The sequence below is a fragment of the Agriterribacter sp. genome (assembly GCF_035444585.1).
GTDB lineage: Bacteria > Bacteroidota > Bacteroidia > Chitinophagales > Chitinophagaceae > Agriterribacter.
This window is the reverse complement of record NZ_DAOMOZ010000093.1, coordinates 1-17507: the sequence shown is the minus strand read 5'-3', so window position 1 is coordinate 17507 and position 17507 is coordinate 1. Positions and strand designations below refer to the sequence as shown.

The 17507-nt window shown below is 44.1% G+C and carries 13 protein-coding genes and 1 pseudogene; 8 read left to right on the top strand and 6 right to left on the bottom strand.

Translation table 11 applies throughout. The features are described 5' to 3' along the window. The 5 genes from PLH26_RS11525 to PLH26_RS11505 form a co-directional block, all read left to right on the top strand. The coding region (locus PLH26_RS11525; RefSeq protein ID WP_324586169.1) for a PLP-dependent transferase at nucleotides 1-223 on the top strand (223 nt) is incomplete at its 5' end. Nucleotides 224-440: 217 nt separating this feature from the next. Beyond that, the gene (locus tag PLH26_RS11520) at nucleotides 441-1508 is read left to right on the top strand and encodes a homoserine O-acetyltransferase family protein (protein ID WP_324586168.1); all 1068 of its coding nucleotides are present in this window, start codon (nucleotides 441-443) and stop codon (nucleotides 1506-1508) included. 4 nt (nucleotides 1509-1512) lie between these two features. Beyond that, nucleotides 1513-2769 carry a homoserine dehydrogenase gene (locus PLH26_RS11515; RefSeq protein WP_324586167.1) on the top strand — a complete coding sequence of 419 codons (1257 nt, stop codon included), beginning with the start codon at nucleotides 1513-1515 and terminating at the stop codon, nucleotides 2767-2769. 150 nt (nucleotides 2770-2919) lie between these two features. Continuing rightward, nucleotides 2920-7068 (top strand): two-component regulator propeller domain-containing protein, encoded by a 4149-nt coding sequence (locus PLH26_RS11510; RefSeq protein ID WP_324586166.1) that lies wholly within the window; start codon nucleotides 2920-2922, stop codon nucleotides 7066-7068. Between the two features lie 148 nt (nucleotides 7069-7216). After that, the gene (locus PLH26_RS11505; RefSeq protein ID WP_324586165.1) at nucleotides 7217-7492 is read left to right on the top strand and encodes a hypothetical protein; all 276 of its coding nucleotides are present in this window, start codon (nucleotides 7217-7219) and stop codon (nucleotides 7490-7492) included. A 53-nt stretch (nucleotides 7493-7545) separates the two neighbouring features. Here the strand turns inward: PLH26_RS11505 and PLH26_RS11500 are convergent, their stop codons facing one another. From PLH26_RS11500 to PLH26_RS11485, 4 genes are all read right to left on the bottom strand, one after another. Then, a complete protein-coding gene (locus PLH26_RS11500) occupies nucleotides 7546-8226 on the bottom strand; it encodes a hypothetical protein (RefSeq protein ID WP_324586164.1) in 681 nt (226 codons plus the stop codon). Nucleotides 8227-8512: 286 nt separating this feature from the next. Next, the gene (locus PLH26_RS11495; protein WP_324586163.1) at nucleotides 8513-8935 is read right to left on the bottom strand and encodes a hypothetical protein; all 423 of its coding nucleotides are present in this window, start codon (nucleotides 8933-8935) and stop codon (nucleotides 8513-8515) included. 563 nt (nucleotides 8936-9498) lie between these two features. After that, complete coding sequence (locus PLH26_RS11490) at nucleotides 9499-10815, bottom strand: Gfo/Idh/MocA family protein (RefSeq protein WP_324586162.1); 1317 nt, start codon at nucleotides 10813-10815, stop codon at nucleotides 9499-9501. A 28-nt stretch (nucleotides 10816-10843) separates the two neighbouring features. Next, complete coding sequence (locus PLH26_RS11485) at nucleotides 10844-11974, bottom strand: formylglycine-generating enzyme family protein (protein WP_324586161.1); 1131 nt, start codon at nucleotides 11972-11974, stop codon at nucleotides 10844-10846. A 749-nt stretch (nucleotides 11975-12723) separates the two neighbouring features. Between PLH26_RS11485 and PLH26_RS11480 the strand changes: the two genes are divergently transcribed. After that, entirely contained in the window at nucleotides 12724-13977 is a 1254-nt protein-coding gene (locus PLH26_RS11480) for an erythromycin esterase family protein (RefSeq protein ID WP_324586160.1), read from the top strand. Between the two features lie 57 nt (nucleotides 13978-14034). Here the strand turns inward: PLH26_RS11480 and PLH26_RS21780 are convergent. Further along, a pseudogene (locus PLH26_RS21780) lies at nucleotides 14035-14271 on the bottom strand (YncE family protein); the annotation flags it as partial. Between the two features lie 632 nt (nucleotides 14272-14903). Between PLH26_RS21780 and PLH26_RS11475 the strand changes: the two are divergent. Together PLH26_RS11475 and PLH26_RS11470 are read left to right on the top strand one after the other, a co-directional pair. Further along, entirely contained in the window at nucleotides 14904-15194 is a 291-nt protein-coding gene (locus PLH26_RS11475) for a hypothetical protein (RefSeq protein ID WP_324586159.1), read from the top strand. Then, nucleotides 15191-16741, top strand: coding sequence for a PepSY-associated TM helix domain-containing protein (locus tag PLH26_RS11470; RefSeq protein ID WP_324586158.1), 1551 nt, complete (start codon nucleotides 15191-15193; stop codon nucleotides 16739-16741). Before PLH26_RS11475 ends, PLH26_RS11470 begins: the two co-directional genes overlap by 4 nt. Nucleotides 16742-16828: 87 nt before the next feature. On the opposite strand, the gene PLH26_RS11465 is transcribed toward PLH26_RS11470, so the two are convergent. Then, nucleotides 16829-17507 (bottom strand): class I SAM-dependent methyltransferase (locus tag PLH26_RS11465; RefSeq protein WP_324586157.1); only part of this gene is annotated, 679 nt, incomplete at its 5' end.

The following is a 17507-nucleotide window of genomic DNA, read 5'->3' as shown; positions in this document are numbered from 1 at the left end:
GCAACTGGTAAGCCATCTTGCCAATATGGGGGACTCCAAAACACTGGCTATTCACCCGGCCTCTACCACGCACGAGCAGTTAACGGATGAAGAGCAAAAAGCTGCCGGTGTGGAACCCAACCTGATAAGGATAAGCGTAGGTACGGAGCATATTGATGATATAAAGGCCGATTTTGAGCAGGCATTCGACAAAGTGTTTGCGTCAAAAGCAGCCTTAAGCTAAGTAAATAAAGAAGGGCTGTCTCAAAAGACCGGTACAGAAGATATGCCACTAAGACCCGCCTGAACCGGACGGGCAGGCTCAAACCTGCAGGGACACTAAGTCCTGGTCTTCAGGTTTTATTTTCTCGCGCCTTAGTGACTTTGTGGCAAAATATTACTTTTTTGACAGCTCTTCCTCTTTTGTAATGAAAGCGATGCACTAATAAGTTGCTGCAAATATGTCTACACAGGTGTACACACATACAGTACCATTTATACTTGAAAGCGGAGAAACCATTTCCCAATATCACCTGGCTTATACAACACTGGGTAAGCTCAATGCCGGGAAGGACAATGTGGTATGGGTTTTTCATGCGCTTACTGCCAACAGCAATCCTGCCGACTGGTGGCCGGGGCTGGTAGGCGAAGGAAAATTGTTTGATCCCGCAACCTGGTTTATTATCTGCGTAAACATGCCCGGAAGCTGTTATGGAAGCATTGGCCCGCTGGAAATTAACCCGGCAACCAATGAACGCTGGTACCACGATTTTCCGCTCTTTACTACCAGAGATATGGTAAGGACTTACCGTGCTTTGAGGTCACATCTCGGCATCAGCAAGATCCATACAGGCATAGGCGGTTCCATGGGGGGGCAGCAGTTGCTGGAATGGGCGATAGAGGAGCCTGAGCTTTTTGAGCATGTGATCGCATTGGCCACCAACGCGCAGCATTCGCCCTGGGGAATAGCTTTCAATGCATCGCAGCGGATGTGTATCGAAACCGATGTTACCTGGAAAGAGAAAATACCGGAAGCAGGTTTAGAGGGCATGAAGGCCGCCAGGAGCGTTGCGCTGCTCAGCTATCGAAACAACAATACATATAACCTTACCCAGCCGAGGGATAAAAAAACAGCCTGGCCTGTTTCGCATCCTTTTGGCGGGGAAGCAGCCGAAAGCTACCAGCGCTACCAGGGTGAAAAATTGGCCAAACGTTTCAATGCCTTCAGCTATTATCGCCTTAGCCAGGCCATGGATGCGCACGATGTAGGCAGGGGGCGGCATTCTGTAGAAGAAGCTTTGGGCCGCATACGTTCCAAAGCTTTGGTGATAGGCATTACCAATGACCTGCTTTTTCCACCCGATGAGCAGAAAAAAATTGCAGATCATATACCCGGCGCCGAATATCATTTAATAGAATCGGCTTACGGTCACGATGGCTTTTTGCTGGAGTATGAGAAAATTGAGCAGGTGGTAAAGTCTTTTATAAAAGAAGACAGGGTGAGTTATTTGAAAATCGTAAATCAGTAAGTAAATGAACATGCAGCGGCAGTTGAATATTGGATTATTTGGTTTTGGCGTGGTAGGAGAAGGCTTGTATAAAGTGCTGGAGCAAACCCCTTCACTGCAAGCCACTATAAAAAAAGTTTGTATAAAAAATCCCGGTAAAAAACGGAACGCTCCTGCCGCATTGTTTACTACAGACCGGTTTGAATTGCTCAATGATCCCGGCATCAATGTAATTGTGGAAGTGATCAATGAATCCGAACCCGCATTTGAAATTGTGTCTACCGCATTAAAAAACGGCAAAGCCGTAGTAAGTGCGAGCAAAAAAATGATCGCGGAACATCTTCCGGAAATACTGGCATTGCAAAAGCAATATGATCAGCCTTTTTTATGTGAGTCGGCCGCCTGCGCTTCTATACCTGTAATAAGGAATCTCGAAGAATATTACGACAATGATCTGCTCCATTCCATAAGGGCTATTGTAAACGGTTCAACCAATTTTATTCTCACCAGGATGTTTGAAGATAAGCTCGACTTCAAACAGGCTTTGATACTGGCACAGCAACTGGGCTTTGCCGAAGCGGATCCTTCACTTGACGTAGATGGGTGGGATGCATTGAACAAGTGGACCTTTTTGCTAACCCATGCATATGGCATTGTTGAAAAACCGGAAAACATTGTTTTTAACGGCATCCAGAATATTAAGCTGAGCGATGCTGCCGTGGCAAGAGAAAGAAATTATGAGATAAAATTGGTGGCCCAGGCTAAAAAATTAAATAATGGCAAAGTAGCCGCTTTTGTATTGCCTCAGTTTGTAACGCATGATGATCCGCTGGCATTTGTAAAGAATGAATTTAACGGAGTGGTCATTGAAAGCAGCTTTGCCGATAAGCAATTCTTTTATGGTAAAGGCGCCGGCAGCTTCCCTACGGCTTCAGCAGTGCTGAGTGATATTTCTGCGCTCAGGTATGATTACCGCTATGAGTATAAGAAGCTGTATTATCACACCCCTCCGGAGCTTACCAATGATTTTTACGTTCGCACTTACCTGAGTTTCGATGACTGGAAGAACATCCCCCGCGAAAAATTTGAGTGGATCGAAGAATGGCATGCGGGTGAACGCAAATATCTTTCAGGTGTATTGCATTTTAATAATCTTAAAGATGCTTCCTGGTGGAAAGAGAACAATGTTTCCCTCATCCTCACCCCCGACGCCATTATTGAAGATATAGAAATTAGAAAGCTCAAAAAGAAAAGCCTTGAGCTGGCGGGCATTGTGGATTAGTTTTTTTGTGCCGCTAAAGAAGAACAACTGTAATTATTCAGCTATTAACGTCTTATCAAAATAAAAAGTCGCTTCTCTCAACAGGGCGACTTTTATTTTATCTTTATCGGGTTAATGAACATTTCAAACCTAACCGGGTGGCCTGCGACTATGGGTATCAAAAAATTCTATAGTATATGCGTTCTGCTGTTGTTTTGCCTCCGTGCCTTTTCACAGGGGGAGGGATACCAGTTCATGCGGCTTGACCTGCGCCACGGACTTTCGCACAACCAGGTAAACTGCATATTAAAAGACAGCCGGGGATTTATGTGGTTTGGCACCATGTCGGGCTTAAACCGGTACGACGGCTATGATTTTAAAGTGTTTAAAAATGACCTTCGTGATTCCACCTCGCTTAGTGATAATTATGTAGAAAGGATCTTTGAATTACCCGGCAGGAAGTTATGGATAGCCACCCGCAATGGAAACAATATTTACGATCCCGTTACCGATCGTTTGAGCAGGAATGACCGCCAGTATTTGTCGCAGCTATCGCTTCCTCCGGGGAATGTATATGCTGTTGTAAAAGACCGGCAGGGAAATTACTGGTTCTTATACCAGAACAATGCAGGCGTATACCGGTACTCGCCTTCCACGAAAAAGATCATGCCGTTGCAGCACGACCCGGATGACAGCTTAAGCATTGCTACCAATGACGTAGCTGCATTGGCCCAGGATAGCAATAACAATATCTGGATCGTTCACCGCAATGGCATCATTGAAAAATTAGATGAAGCTACCTACGACGTTATTCAGCGAAATGATCAAATGAAAAACATTACAAAAAGCAGTATTCAGAATTATACATTATTTATAGATAATGACAATGAGCTTTGGGTGAGCGTATTGTTGGCCGGCAATCCCGGCGGTGTTTTTTATTATCAGCCCGCCACTGATCATTTGTCGCACTTTTCAAAAGAGAAAGGTGAGATCAGGCTTAATACCAATATTGTAACCGGCATAGCGCAGGACGAGGATGGGATGATATGGATTGGTACCGATCACGGGGGTATTAATATTGCGGATAAAAAGAATAAAACCGTTCGTTACCTGCTCAACGATGCCGAAGATCATACCACCATCAGCCAGAACAGCATTTATTCGGTGTATAAAGACAGCAGCGGTATCATATGGCTGGGTACTTATAAGCAGGGCATATGCTATTTTGATAACAGCATGGCTATGTTCAGCTTATTCCGGCATAAGGTTTCTGATGTCAACAGCTTGCCCTATGAAGATGTGAACAGGTTTGCGGAGGATGCAAAAGGAAATTTATGGATAGGTACCAATGGCGGCGGACTGGTATATTATGACCGTAGAAATAATAAGTTTTCCGTTTTTCGCCATAACCCCGCTGATCCGAACAGTCTTAGCAATGATGTGATCGTGAGTTTATTTGTGGATCATGAACAAAAATTATGGATAGGTACCTATTTTGGTGGTTTGAATTGTTATGATGGTAAAAAATTCACGCAGTTCCGGCACAGCGCTGCCGATACCAACAGTATCTCAGACAACAGCATCTGGGAAATATTTGAAGACAGTGATAAAGACCTGTGGATAGGAACGCTTAGCGGCGGATTGAACCGTTACGACAGGGAAAAAAATATTTTTCATCATTACAGGGTGGAAGACGGGCAGTCGCTGCATTCTAATTATATCTCCGCTATTGTTGAAGACACCGATCAAAATATCTGGATCGGTACATCCAATGGCATTGATGTGCTCAATAAAAAAAACGGGCTTTTCCGTTACATGGGCCATGACGATGCCGACAGCACTTCATTAAGCAACAACAATGTAATTGCCATTTTGCAGGACAGCAGGGGATTGATATGGGTAGGTACCCGGGAGGGACTGAACCTGCTTGATGAGAACAACAATACATTTACTGTTTTTCGCAAGGAACACGGGCTGGCAGATAATACCGTGCTTACTTTACTGGAAGACAACAAAGGCGAGCTGTGGGTAGGTACGCCCAACGGCCTGAGCAATGTGGCGGTAAAGGATATTTCAGGCAAAGTAACCATACGGGTTGAGAACTATGATGAATCGAACGGTTTGCAGGGAAGGGAATTCAATGATAAAGCAGCTTTTAAAACCAGGGCGGGCGAGCTTATTTTTGGAGGACCCTATGGATTTAATCTTTTCAATCCCGAAAAATTCCTTCTGCATAAAACCATACCCCGGATAGCGCTTACAGAGTTTTTGCTGTTCAACAGAACGGTAAGTGTAGACGAAAAAATAAATGGGCGCGTAGTGTTGGCAAAAGCGTTTACGGAAACGGAATCCCTTGTACTGCGCTATAACCAGAATGTATTTTCTATAAGATTTGCCGCGCTGGGTTCCATCCAGTCGCTGAAGGATAAGTTCGTGTATATGCTGGAAGGATTTAACAGGGAATGGCTCACAACGGATGGCAGGCAAAGGACCATAACCTATACCAACCTTGACCCCGGCGAGTATACATTCAGGGTGAAAGCAGACGGCGAATTTGCGGGAACGGATAATGAAGGAATTGCATTGCGCATTACCATACTTCCCCCTTTTTGGAAAACCTGGCCCGCTTTTCTGCTGTATATGGTTTTTGCAGCCGGCATCCTGCTGCTGGCGCGCAGGCTTACCATTCAGCGGGCTAAAATGCGCTTTCAGTTTGATCATCAAAAAAAAGAAGCGCAACGCATACATGAACTGGATATGCTGAAGCTGAAGTTTTTTACAAATGTGAGCCATGAATTCAGAACTCCTTTGTCGCTGATCATTACTCCTGTAGAAAAGATGATGAAGCAGTCGGGTGATGAAGGTCAAATAAAGCAGTTTCAATTGATATACCGTAATGCCAAACGGCTGCTCGGACTGGTAAATCAATTGCTTGATTTCAGGAAGCTGGAAATGCGTGAGTTGCGCCTCTATCCTTCCCGGGGCGATATTGTTGCTTTTGTAAAAGAGCTTACTTTTTCCTTTACCGACCTGGCAGAAAGAAAAAACATCAGCTACACTTTTTGTTCTTCTGCCGAATCATTGGAGATGTTGTTTGACCCCGAAAAGTTCGAAAGGATCATGTTCAATCTTTTATCCAATGCATTTAAGTTCACCCCGGAGCATGGAAGCATAAGTGTGAATATGTCCGTTAAGGAAACTTCAGCAGGCGGGCATCTGGAAATTGCTGTTAACGACAGTGGAATAGGCATCCCCCGGGAAGAGCAGGATAGAATATTTGAAAGATTTTTCCAGCATGAGATCCCGGATAACATATTGAACCAGGGCAGCGGTATAGGACTGGCTATTACCCGCGAATTTATCCGGTTGCATGGCGGGAGCATCAGTGTTAAAAGTAAACCCGGAGAAGGAACAGCATTCACCATAAGCATTCCCGTGAAAGCCAGGTCTGTTGTTCATGAAAGCAACAACATTTCCGATACAGAAATTGTAATGCATACTGCGCACGATACGGTTCCGGATGAAATGGAGCATAAGTCATCACGCAAAAAAGGCAGCGTACTGATAGTGGATGATAACGATGATATCCGGTTTTACATTAAGGATAATCTGAGGTCGAACTATACAGTATATGAAGCAATGGACGGAAAAGAGGGCTGGAGAAAAGCACAGGAATTTCAGCCCGATATCATCATCAGCGATATTATGATGCCGGGCATGAACGGCATGGAACTGTGCCGGAAAATAAAAAACGACGCCCGCACATCTCATATCCCTGTAATAGTGCTTACGGCACGCAGCGCCGAAGAACAAAAGCTGGAAGGCTTTGAAACGGGCGCCAATGATTACATTACCAAGCCGTTCAGCTTTGAAATGCTGCAGTCGAGGATCAAAAGCTTGCTGGCGCACCAGGAGGCCTTGCGGAGATTGTTTCAAAAACAGATTGAAATAGAACCCGGAGCCATTGCTGTAACGCCTGTGGATGAAAAATTTATAAAGGAGGCAGTTGAAGAAGTAGAGAAAAATATAAGCGAACCTGAGTTTTCGGTGGAAGATTTAAGCAAAGCCCTGTTCATGAGCCGTGTGGCTTTATATAAAAAGTTGCTTTCGCTTACAGGCAAAGCCCCCCTGGATTTTATCCGTTCCATCCGTATGAAAAGAGCGGCGCAATTATTGGGAAAAACACAGATGACGGTTGCCGAAGTAGCTTATGAAGTAGGGTTCAGCAATCCAAAATATTTTACCAGGTTTTTCAAGAAAGAATTTAACATGCTTCCTTCCGAATATATTACTGCCCACAGGGTACACAGGAAAGGATAAATTGAGCGGGTACCCTGATTTTTAGGCAGAAATAGTGATCAATATTTTTCCGGTGTGAAGAAAATTACTCAGTTGTGAGGCCTTTTGGAGGTGTTTACGCTTATTTTCTTACTGGCATGGTATTCGTTTTGCACATAAAAAAAGTATTATGGACAATAATGAAAAGCGCATGCTCATGGATAAGGTGCTCCGTGAGCTGGAGGATGCTAAAAATACAGAGACATCCGTGGTTAAAAAGCTGGCCCAGCTGGAAAGTGAAAATGTTAACCTGGGTGACCGGTGCCTTGAAAAAAAGCTGCCCGGAATATTCAGTCTTGTAGACGACGCGTTGAGTGCCACAATAGATTTACAGGTTGAATATACCAGGGTGAGAGATCGGTTTGTAAAAGAAAATAACCTCGATGAAGTTACTGCAGGGCATTAACCTCACAGAGCGGCAAAGCGTTTGGGCTGCTACCCCAAACGCCCTGCCTGCTGTTATCCCTTTATCAGGGGCATTGAAAGCAGGTCTTTGCTGTTTACCAGCACTTCAAGGAAATAATTGCCCGGAGCCATCGTTGCGGTTCCATCCAGCTTAAATGTGTTTAATCCTTCACTGCCGATCCCCTTTCTTTTAATGACTTCCCTCCCTCTTTCATCAGTGACTTTCATAACAATATAGGCGCGGTTTTTCAGTTGTACATTTATGTGCAGATCTTTAAAGATGGTATTTGGCGTTACGCTTACCATATACAGGTCGTCCGAATTATACAGTTGTACCACCATTGTTTTTGAATATTGCACGTTACCCTTATTGTCTGCTATTTTTAAGCGGTAATAATTGGTATTCCGCAGCGGGTTCTCATCTGATAATGCGAATTCCGCTATTTTTTTATTATCCGAAAGGGTAGCTATGGCAGAAAAACGCTTGCCGTTGCTGCTGCGCTCCACTATTATGTTATAACAGCAGTTGCTTTTTATTGTACAAAAAAGGTCAATCTTTTTGTTTTCTGCCGATCGCCCCCTGAAAGAAAGCACTTCTACGCTTGCCGGGGGATCTGATGCTTCGGCAATGCCTCCCGTGGGAGTTGCCCGGGAAGCTTTTGCTGTAAAAGATACAACTGTCAATACCAAACAACAGCAGGTAATCATTGCTGTGATCCCGATAATACGTTTCATTGTCTCTTGTTTTAGTTGATGAATACAGATGCGAACAGGGATGATTTCCTGGCAGCCGGTTTTATCAAAAGAGATAGAAATAACAGATTACAACAAGGGGTTAAGAAAGTGGTATTTCGGGGGTATAGATATTAACTCGCCATTTGAATTGTGCTGTGCAAAAGAAGGTACAACATCTTATTGAACAACGAAAAATAACATGAGGTTTTTTTTAAAGGCCCCTTAGACAAGGGGCCTTCTCCGATTAGGAATTCACAACCTCTATAAACATTTTCAAAATATTTTATTAAGCCGGTGAAACGGCTTTGCTGAAGGTATATCCATTACCGGTATCTACCTGTTTGATCCTGTATCTCAGGCTTTTTCCTTTTACGCCTTTGAGATCGTCTTTAAACCTATAGTTTTTTATCGTGTTGCTGTCATTTAGTGTAAATACTATAGCGATTGTTTTAAAATCTTCACCATCGGCGCTTCTCTGGATCTCGAATTGCTTATTGTCTTTTTCACTTGCGGTAGACCAGTTGATCTCCGCTTTGTTTTCTATCAGTTTAACCGTGAGATCTTCGAAATTGACAGGAAAGCCAATGGCCGGTGTATTGTTTATGATAAAAGCAGATGGAAGAACGACAGGATTGAGCGTACCTGCTTTTGCATATCCGAACAGGATCGTTACGGCAGCTATATAAATCAATACGATCAACTTTTTCATTTCTATAGATTTAAGAGGTGTAAAATCTTGTGTGTTCACAGGCGGAACCCGGTTGGCTTTAGTACTGTGATATTGAAAAAGCAGATGATAATTATACAGCAGGGCTGTATGCGGCTGTAAACAGGATAAGGAAATCGGTTTAAGAATGGTTATGATTGAAGCCGTAAATAAACGTCAACAGGTATTTCACGGATCAGGAAGTGTGGCTTTGTTAAGGAAGTTCCGGCGCTATGGTTATGATCTGCCGGGGGTGGATTGTTAAAACAAAAGTAGGGGATGCAATGTAATAAAAGCAGGTTTATTGTGTGTTTTTAATTGATATAGATCAATTAATGGAAACACATGAAATGAGTCTGTGTTATCCGGCATGATGCCAGTGTTTTACGCATGTCCTTTACTGTTATATATAAGCACAAAAATAAAAAGGATGCCGTTTTTTGACATCCTTTAAGGTATAAGGTTTGAGGTTTGAGGTATGAGGTATGAGGTATGAGGTATAAGGTGATAGGTGGCTGCTTTCTTTTTCACCTCTCACCATTCACTATTCACCAACCTGGCATCTCCTATGCGTAGCTGGTTACGCCCGGCACAGCTACGGGGTAAAATCCATCCGCATCGGGAACCACAGGCGGCATGGCTGCCCAGTCGTATTCCTTAGGATGAATGTCTATGCCTGAATTAATGGCTTTATCCCATTCAATAACCTGCCCGCTGTAGGTAGCCATACGGCCGAGTATAGACGTCATGGTGCTTTTAGCCCCGCGTTCGGCATCCCAGAATTTAAATTGTCCTTTGGCCACCGCTTCAAACAGCTCGTCATGCTCTGTTTGATAGGGATTGTTTTCCGTTTTGCGGTCGAACTGGTACAATACTTTTCCTTTGTGATCCACGATATTGGCAGCGCCGGCAAATATTTTTCCTTTGGTACCGATCAGCAGTTCATCTACTTTGTTCATTGTTTTAGGCTGGTGGCGGCACTGGCTGTTAAGGATAGAGCCATCGGCATAATGAAATTCCACGAAGTGATGATCGAATATCTCGCCATAGTCTTTTCCTTTTCTCACTTCTCTTCCGCCTATACCCTGGGCTTTTACGGGGTAGCTGCCTTTAAACCAGTTGATCACGTCTATATTATGAATATGCTGTTCAGTAATATGGTCGCCGCAAAGCCAGTTAAAATAATACCAGTTGCGCATCTGGTATTCCATTTCAGTTTGTCCTTCTTTACGGGGGTGAACCCATACGCCATCGCCATCCCACCAGGCTTGTGCAGAGGTGATATCGCCAATGGCATCTTTGCGCTTGAATAATTCACGGTAAGAATTTTGATAATGCCTTTGTAAGCCAACCACTACATTCAGCTTTTTCTGTTTGGCAATGGCTGCCGCAGCCAGCACTTTCTGCACACCTGCCGGGTCTGTAGCCACGGGTTTCTCCATGAAGATGTGTTTGCCCTGCTTAACGGCTTCCTCAAAATGTATGGGCCGGAAACCCGGAGGGGTGGCCAGTATTACCACATCGGCCAACGGGATCGCTTTTTGATATGCATCAAAACCAACAAATTTTCTTTCCTCCGGAACATCAATCCGGCCGGCATCTATTTCTTCCGAAATGGATTTGTGCGACTTGTCCAGCCTGTCGCGGAAGGCATCCGCCATTGCCACAAGCTTCACATTTTGTTTGGTGGATAAGGCCTGGGTAGCAGCTCCCGTTCCCCTGCCGCCGCAACCTATCAATGCTATTTTTATGGTATCGTCAGCGCCGGAAAAATAATTGGCTTTTGAAAATAATGGTGCAGCCAGTAAACCGCCTGCAAGAAGAGAGGAGTTTTTCACAAATTCTCTTCTGGTTGATTGATTTGAAGAATTATTATTATTCATACAACTTGTTTTTTTCGTGAGCGATCATCTATTTTAAATACTTGTCGTAAAATGCGTTTGCTTCCTCTGCCGTGGGTTGTTTTTCGGGCCGAACGATCCTGAACCCCACGAACATGGCATCGGTGAGCCACCAGCGGCTCCTGGGTATCTGCGGGTCTCTCTTGTTCCATGAAGATTCTGAATGCCGGCGGTTCGCGCTCCTTAATTCCTCCGCATCATCCAGGTAGCTTCCACCCCTGACAGTCCGCGGGTAACGCTTTGCCGGTGGCGTAACCGGATCGGTAGCACCGTCACTTAATTTTTCGAAATATTTTTCGTCATACTGATCCAGCGTCCATTCCGACACATTGCCCAACATATCGTATAATCCCAGTGCATTGGGCTGTTTTTCTCCTACTTTATGGTACTTGTTTTTACTGTTGCGTTTATACCAGGCATATTTGCCCAGTTCTTTCGGGTTGTCGCCAAAAGGATAAACCGTTGTGCTGCCGGCGCGGCAGGCATACTCCCATTCCGCCTCTGTGGGCAGACGGTAAAAAATGCCCGTATTCTTATACAGCCAGCGGCAAAACATCAGCGCAGCATCCTGGCTCATGCTGTTAACGGGATAGCCTCCTGTTTTACCCATTCCCCAGCTAAGGTCTATATATTGCGGGGTGGGTCGTGTTACCGCATCCACTTCGGAACCCACGGGTGTGGCTTCATCACGAAAAAAAGCATCAAAGATATCATGTGTTACTTCGTGGGCGCCCATCCAGAAAGAAGAAACCGTTACTTTTTTGGCGGGTATTTCATCAGGTTGCTTCGCATTGTCGGCAGCATTGCTGCCCATGTTAAATGATCCCCCCTGAACCGGGACCATTTTCAAATTGAGTTGTGTGCCGGGAACTTTTTGATCGTAAGCCTTAAAATCCTGTTGGGTACCGTTTTGCGCATGTGTAATAAATGTCAGATTGATCAATACACATGCAAATCCAAGCTTTCTCACTATTTGTAATCTTTTTAAGTGAGGAAAGATAAGAAAAGAATCAATATAGCCATTCATTTTCTTGGCATCGGGCAAATTGCAGACCGGTGGTATTAATTGCTGTTCTGTACTGTCCTGGGCAGCCACGAGCGCCAGATACAGGTTTGCCGGTAAAGCAGCTACCTGTTTCACCACCTCAACTATAGCAGGTTGGATAAACCATCCTGTATTAAACTTACCTTCATGAAAACCCGGCCCGGACTGGTTTTGTGGAATGGGCAGAATATTGCTGATATAGTATGCAACAGGTTATTATCGAGAAACCAGGAAAGGATTATTGGAAATAGTGAGGGGATTGAATACTTAGTAACAAAAAGGCACAGGTCTGGCTAACCACAAAGCAGTGCTACCAAACCTGCGCCAGTGCGTAGGTTGGCGTACCAACAACAGAAGCATTGCTAAAATGACAAGATGTAAAATATATACCGTAAAAGACGTGCTTCAGCGCAGGGGTCTCATAGCCTCTCACAGTGGCTTTTTATGAAGACCCCAGCGCGACGTATTAATTGTTGCTCTGTACTGTCCTGGGCAGCCACGAGCGCCAGATACAGGTTTGCCGGTAAAGCAGCTACCTGTTTCACCACCTCAACTATAGCAGGTTGGATAAACCATCCTGTATTAAACTTACCTTCATGAAAACCCGGCCCGGACTGGTTTTGTGGAATGGGCAGAATATTGGAAATAGTGAATGTATATTGATAAAGACTTAGTAACATCAAGGCACAGGTCTTGCCAGGCACAAAGCAATACTACCAAACCTGCGCCAGTGCGAGACCCCGGCACGAACAAAGATGCGGGAAGCAGCTTATAAAAGAGAAGGACAATTTTCTTAAATTGCTTTTATATTCACACCTGTACACTTCCGCCGCAATTTATCTTTTATGCGAAAATCAATATCTTTTTTTATTGCACTTTTTCTATTAACTGTCGCAAATGCGCAAACTGACCTGAAACGTTTTGTCACCCAGAACACAGCTTCTATTTCCACAATTGCCCCAGACTCTATTGACTTTGATGACTTAGCCTTTATTGGCAAAGCAATCGGTAGTTCAAGAGTTGTAATGCTTGGTGAGCAGGACCACGGTGATGCGCCCACTTTTTTAGCCAAAACAAGATTGATAAAATATCTGCATGAAAAAATGGGCTTTAATGTATTGGCTTTCGAGAGCGATTTTTTTGGTTTAAACCTGGGTTTTGACAAAATTGAAAAACACAGGCCTGGTATGGACGATTTTTTGAGAAAGAACATTTTCCCAATCTGGACTTATTGCAATTCCTGCTATAACCTGCTGTATAAATATATTCCATCTTCTTATCAAACTGAAAAACCTCTAATTGTTACAGGTTTTGACAACCAGTTAACACTGGATTTTTCATCAAATTATCTCGTTTTTCATTTGGATAGTTTATTTAAATCATTGAACCTTCCGGTTGTCAAACATCCGAATTACCGCTCTGAAATTTTGCCTCTTATTGATTCGCTTAAACATTACTCTTTTAAAGACACATCAAATTATTCCAAATGCGAAAACTATTTAAATCAAATTAAGAGCCAGGTGGCAGATAAGCTGGATGAAAATAATTTTTGGATGCAGATAATAAAAAATCTTTTATCGGAAAGCAAATCATACCGGTTGCCCAGGAAGGATTATGTGCTTTCTAATAACACCAGAGACGCGCAAATGGCGTCTAATTTAAAGTGGTTGAAAGAAGTGAAATTTCCTAACGAAAAAATAATTGTGTGGGCGGCAAATGCGCACGTGGCAAAGTTTATTGATAGTTCAGGTAAAGACCGAAGAAAAATGATAACAATGGGGAGTTATTTCACAGATAATGATAAGTATTTGAATGAAACATACATAATCGGGTTTACTTCCTGTCAGGGCGAGGCAGGACGGCTCGGCTTTAAAATTTATCCTGTGCGTAAACCAAAATCAAATGGTTTTGAAAACTGGATCAACAAAACATATGATTATGCTTTTGTTGATCTCAAGACTTACAATGCAAATTATCCTAACAATTCACAGGAATTCTATTTAAAGGGATTAGGACATAATTCTGCATTTAAAAAAGACTGGACAAAGGTTTTTGATGGTATATTCTTTATTCGGTTCATGTATCCTTGTCAAAGATGAAAATACACAAAGGTTGCCTTTGTTAGACAACCTTTTTTCTGAAAATCAACATTAGCGTCATAACGATATCAACTTAGCAATATCACCATGGGGGTCTTCAGGCGCAGGCTTGGGCGTTTCGCCCGGTGCAGGCCTGGGACCTGATTTTGCCTTATTGCTCACAAATGCATTTCCTTTTTTATCTATAGCAATGGTGTTGGGATGTGTTCCGGTTTTCAGGGTACTGATGGTTTTATAGGTAGCGGCATCAATAATCGCAACAGTGCCATCACCCCGGTTAGCTACGTATACCTGGTTTTTGGCCGGGCTTCCTTTCCGACGGGGTCTTCACAGTTGGGCAACTGTGCGGTGTGTGACCCCGGCGGTTTTGCGGTGCCAGGGTCTGGCTAAGTCACAACATCCTTCCGATGAAGACCCCGGCACGAACAGCGCGGCTTTACAAAATAGCCCGCCAGGAAAATTTCTGTTTTCATAATAAATATTTCCATATTCATAAACGCATTAGCCCCGTAAGGAATACATTTATCTATAATTTGATTGACCAAAGAGCTGATAGGTAGTATAAATTTATATTTCTTATAGTCTGCAGTGTTTGTACCGGGGAATTAATATGACCTCAATTGCTGTATACATATTTTTTGTAGGGGCGCTTTCCGGTTATCGCTCCTCCAAATACTGGCCCGGGGAGCCGGAGGCAATTTCCTGGCTAAGAACAAGCAGATGGAATTGGATATGTGTGCTGCTGGGTTCAGCGCTCTTAGGGATAAGCAGGGGCTGGACAACAGGGCTTTTACTGGCTTTATGTATTTATATGACGGTATTATCTTGTATTATTTTTTTTACCAACTGCAGCCGCAGCGTCAGATTGGTGATATTGATCCTGTTTCATGCTTTGTGTTTATTTGGTATAATTGTTAAATTCTGATATGCCCGCAAATCCGAAATATTTAAGCTCTCCGGGCCAGCGGGTACTAAAAATCAGTGCAGGCTTACTTGGCGGGTATATGCTGTCTGCTACTATCCATCTTGTCATCGCATTGATCCCGGGTATCGGGATCAGCCTGCTGGTATCAGGAACATTTTCTGTATTCCTGTTATGGGTAGTGTTCATGATTCTGGCTTTTCTGGCACGCAATGGCTGGCTTATATGGGGCATTTACCTGTTGCTCACGCTTGTTTTCGGCGTCATCGCTTATAGTGGAGGGGGTGCTTTATGAAAGGATTGGGTACCAGGGCATACAATATTCTGTTCCATACGCATACCGTAACCGGCATTGTTATCAGCGCCATATTATTTGTTATTTTTTTCGCGGGCGCTATATCGTTGTATAAGCAGGAGCTATATCAATGGGAAGACCCGGCGGCACGTATACCTGTAACAGACAGCATTAACTACGAGCGCCTGATCTCCGGGTTGGATTCCATGAAAACAGGCGTCAAAGAAGCGAATGAAATACGTGTACGCCTACCCTCTGATGCCTGCCCTGTGTATACCGTTTATGTGCCTTTAGAAGATTCCGGCGGTGTGTATTATTCGACCTTCACGTACAATCCGGTTACCGATAATATTACCGAACTTTTTCACGGAGACGGAACAACTACCGGGGAAACGTTGTACCGCTTGCATTTTCTGGACCAGGTGCCCTGGTATATTGGGCGTTATGTGGCCGGATTTGTCTCCGTATTTTTTGCATTTACTGTGGTGGCAGGGTTGCTGATCCACTGGAAGAATATTGTTTCAAAGTTTTATGCCTTTTCATTTAAAAAAATAACAAAACAGTTTTGGACCAATGCTCATACCGTGTTTGGAATGATCGGGTTACCTTTTCAGCTAATGTATGCCGTAACGGGGGCCTTTTATCTGCTCAGTATTTTTATCCTGGCGCCCGCAGTGGTTGTATTATTTAAGGGAGACCAGGAGAAACTGATCACAAAAATTTATCCTCCCGAAGCCTTTCACAAACATGACAGGAATGCCCGGGCTGCAGATCATATGCCCATAGCCGTTGCTCTTCAGAAGATACGCACGGATCACGCGGGGTACAATGTTTCCTACCTGGAAATCATAAACCCGGGAAAAGAAAATGCAGCTCTGGGTGCTGACCTGGTGAATGAACAGGACTTCAACCGGGAAGGTGTGGTTGTGCTGGATCTGCGTTCGGGAAGTTATAAGCTGGAGATCAAACCAGGTGAGAAAAACTATGTTCAGTCCGTTTTACAGGGGATCAGTAAACTTCATTTTGCTACTTTCGGTGGTTGGCTGTTAAAGACGTTGTACTTTATATTGTCGTTATTTACCTGTTTTGTTATCATCAGTGGCGTATTAATGTGGAAAGAGGCACGTAATAAACCCGGGTACAGTGATAAGCAGCGTCGCTTTCACCATCGTGTGACGATGGTTTATCTTGCAGTGTGCTTCAGCCTTTTTCCTGCGACAGCTTTACTTTTTATTAGCGAGCAACTGGTACCTTCCGGGCCGGGACATGCCGGATACGTTAATACGCTGTTCTTTTCATGTTGGTTATTATTAGCAGCTACCGGATACTTTTTGAAAACAGAAAAACGTATCACAGTATACTGCCTGGTGCTGGGAGGAGTGCTCGCATGCTGCGTACCCCTGGCAAATGGCATCTCTACGGGCGACTGGATTTGGAGATCGGCTGCTTCTTTCCCTTATGTGTTTATAACGGATCTTGTATGGCTGATCACAGGTTTATTGTTTCTGGTGCTTGCGGCAGTAATGCGCAGGAGGGGTGCCGGATAATATTACTGAAAGGAAATATTTGTTCTGGTTGATATTCCTGTACTACACGATCAGCACCTGTGGAAACAGGAGCTGAAACCCAATTCTTTAAACTTTCTGCGCCACGATCGCCACGGCGTTGATATCATTTTTATGTTTGCTGAATGTTTTACGCATCAGCTTTATCCTGCCCCGCAATTCTCCATGGGCCAACACGTTAAACATGATCTTCAGCGTGCGGAAAAATCCCTCGTCTTTCAGCACACGTTTAAATTTCAGAAGGGCCATCTCGTTGGTCTTTACGGTTACGATCTTAAAGCCTTCATCCTGCAGCAGCAGGCTCCATTCCGCAACCGTTAGCGGCCGGGCATGCACCCGGATATTGGTGCTTAGATCCTTGTACACACTTTGCTTTACATTTTCGCTAATGCTGTCCGGCTGCAGCCCCAGCTCATGGATGCCATAATAGCCTCCGGGCTTTAGTAATCTTGCTGCTTCCTGAACGATCGCTTTTTTGTGCTCCATCGGCTGCATGGTGAGCATGGCTTCGCCATATACTTTGCTGGCACAGGCATCGGGCAGGGTGGTTTCAGAAGCGTCGGCCACAATGATGCTCATCTTGTGGTAGTTGACATTCTTTCTGGCTAATGCGGCGGCTTCCTCGTTGTTGTCTACCCCGGTATAGCTTTTCGGTTTCTTCGCGCAGGCGAGCGAAGCGGTAAAGCCCAGCCCCGGGGCAAATTCCACTACGTCATCCGAGGGTTGATGTCCAGGTCCCTCATCAATA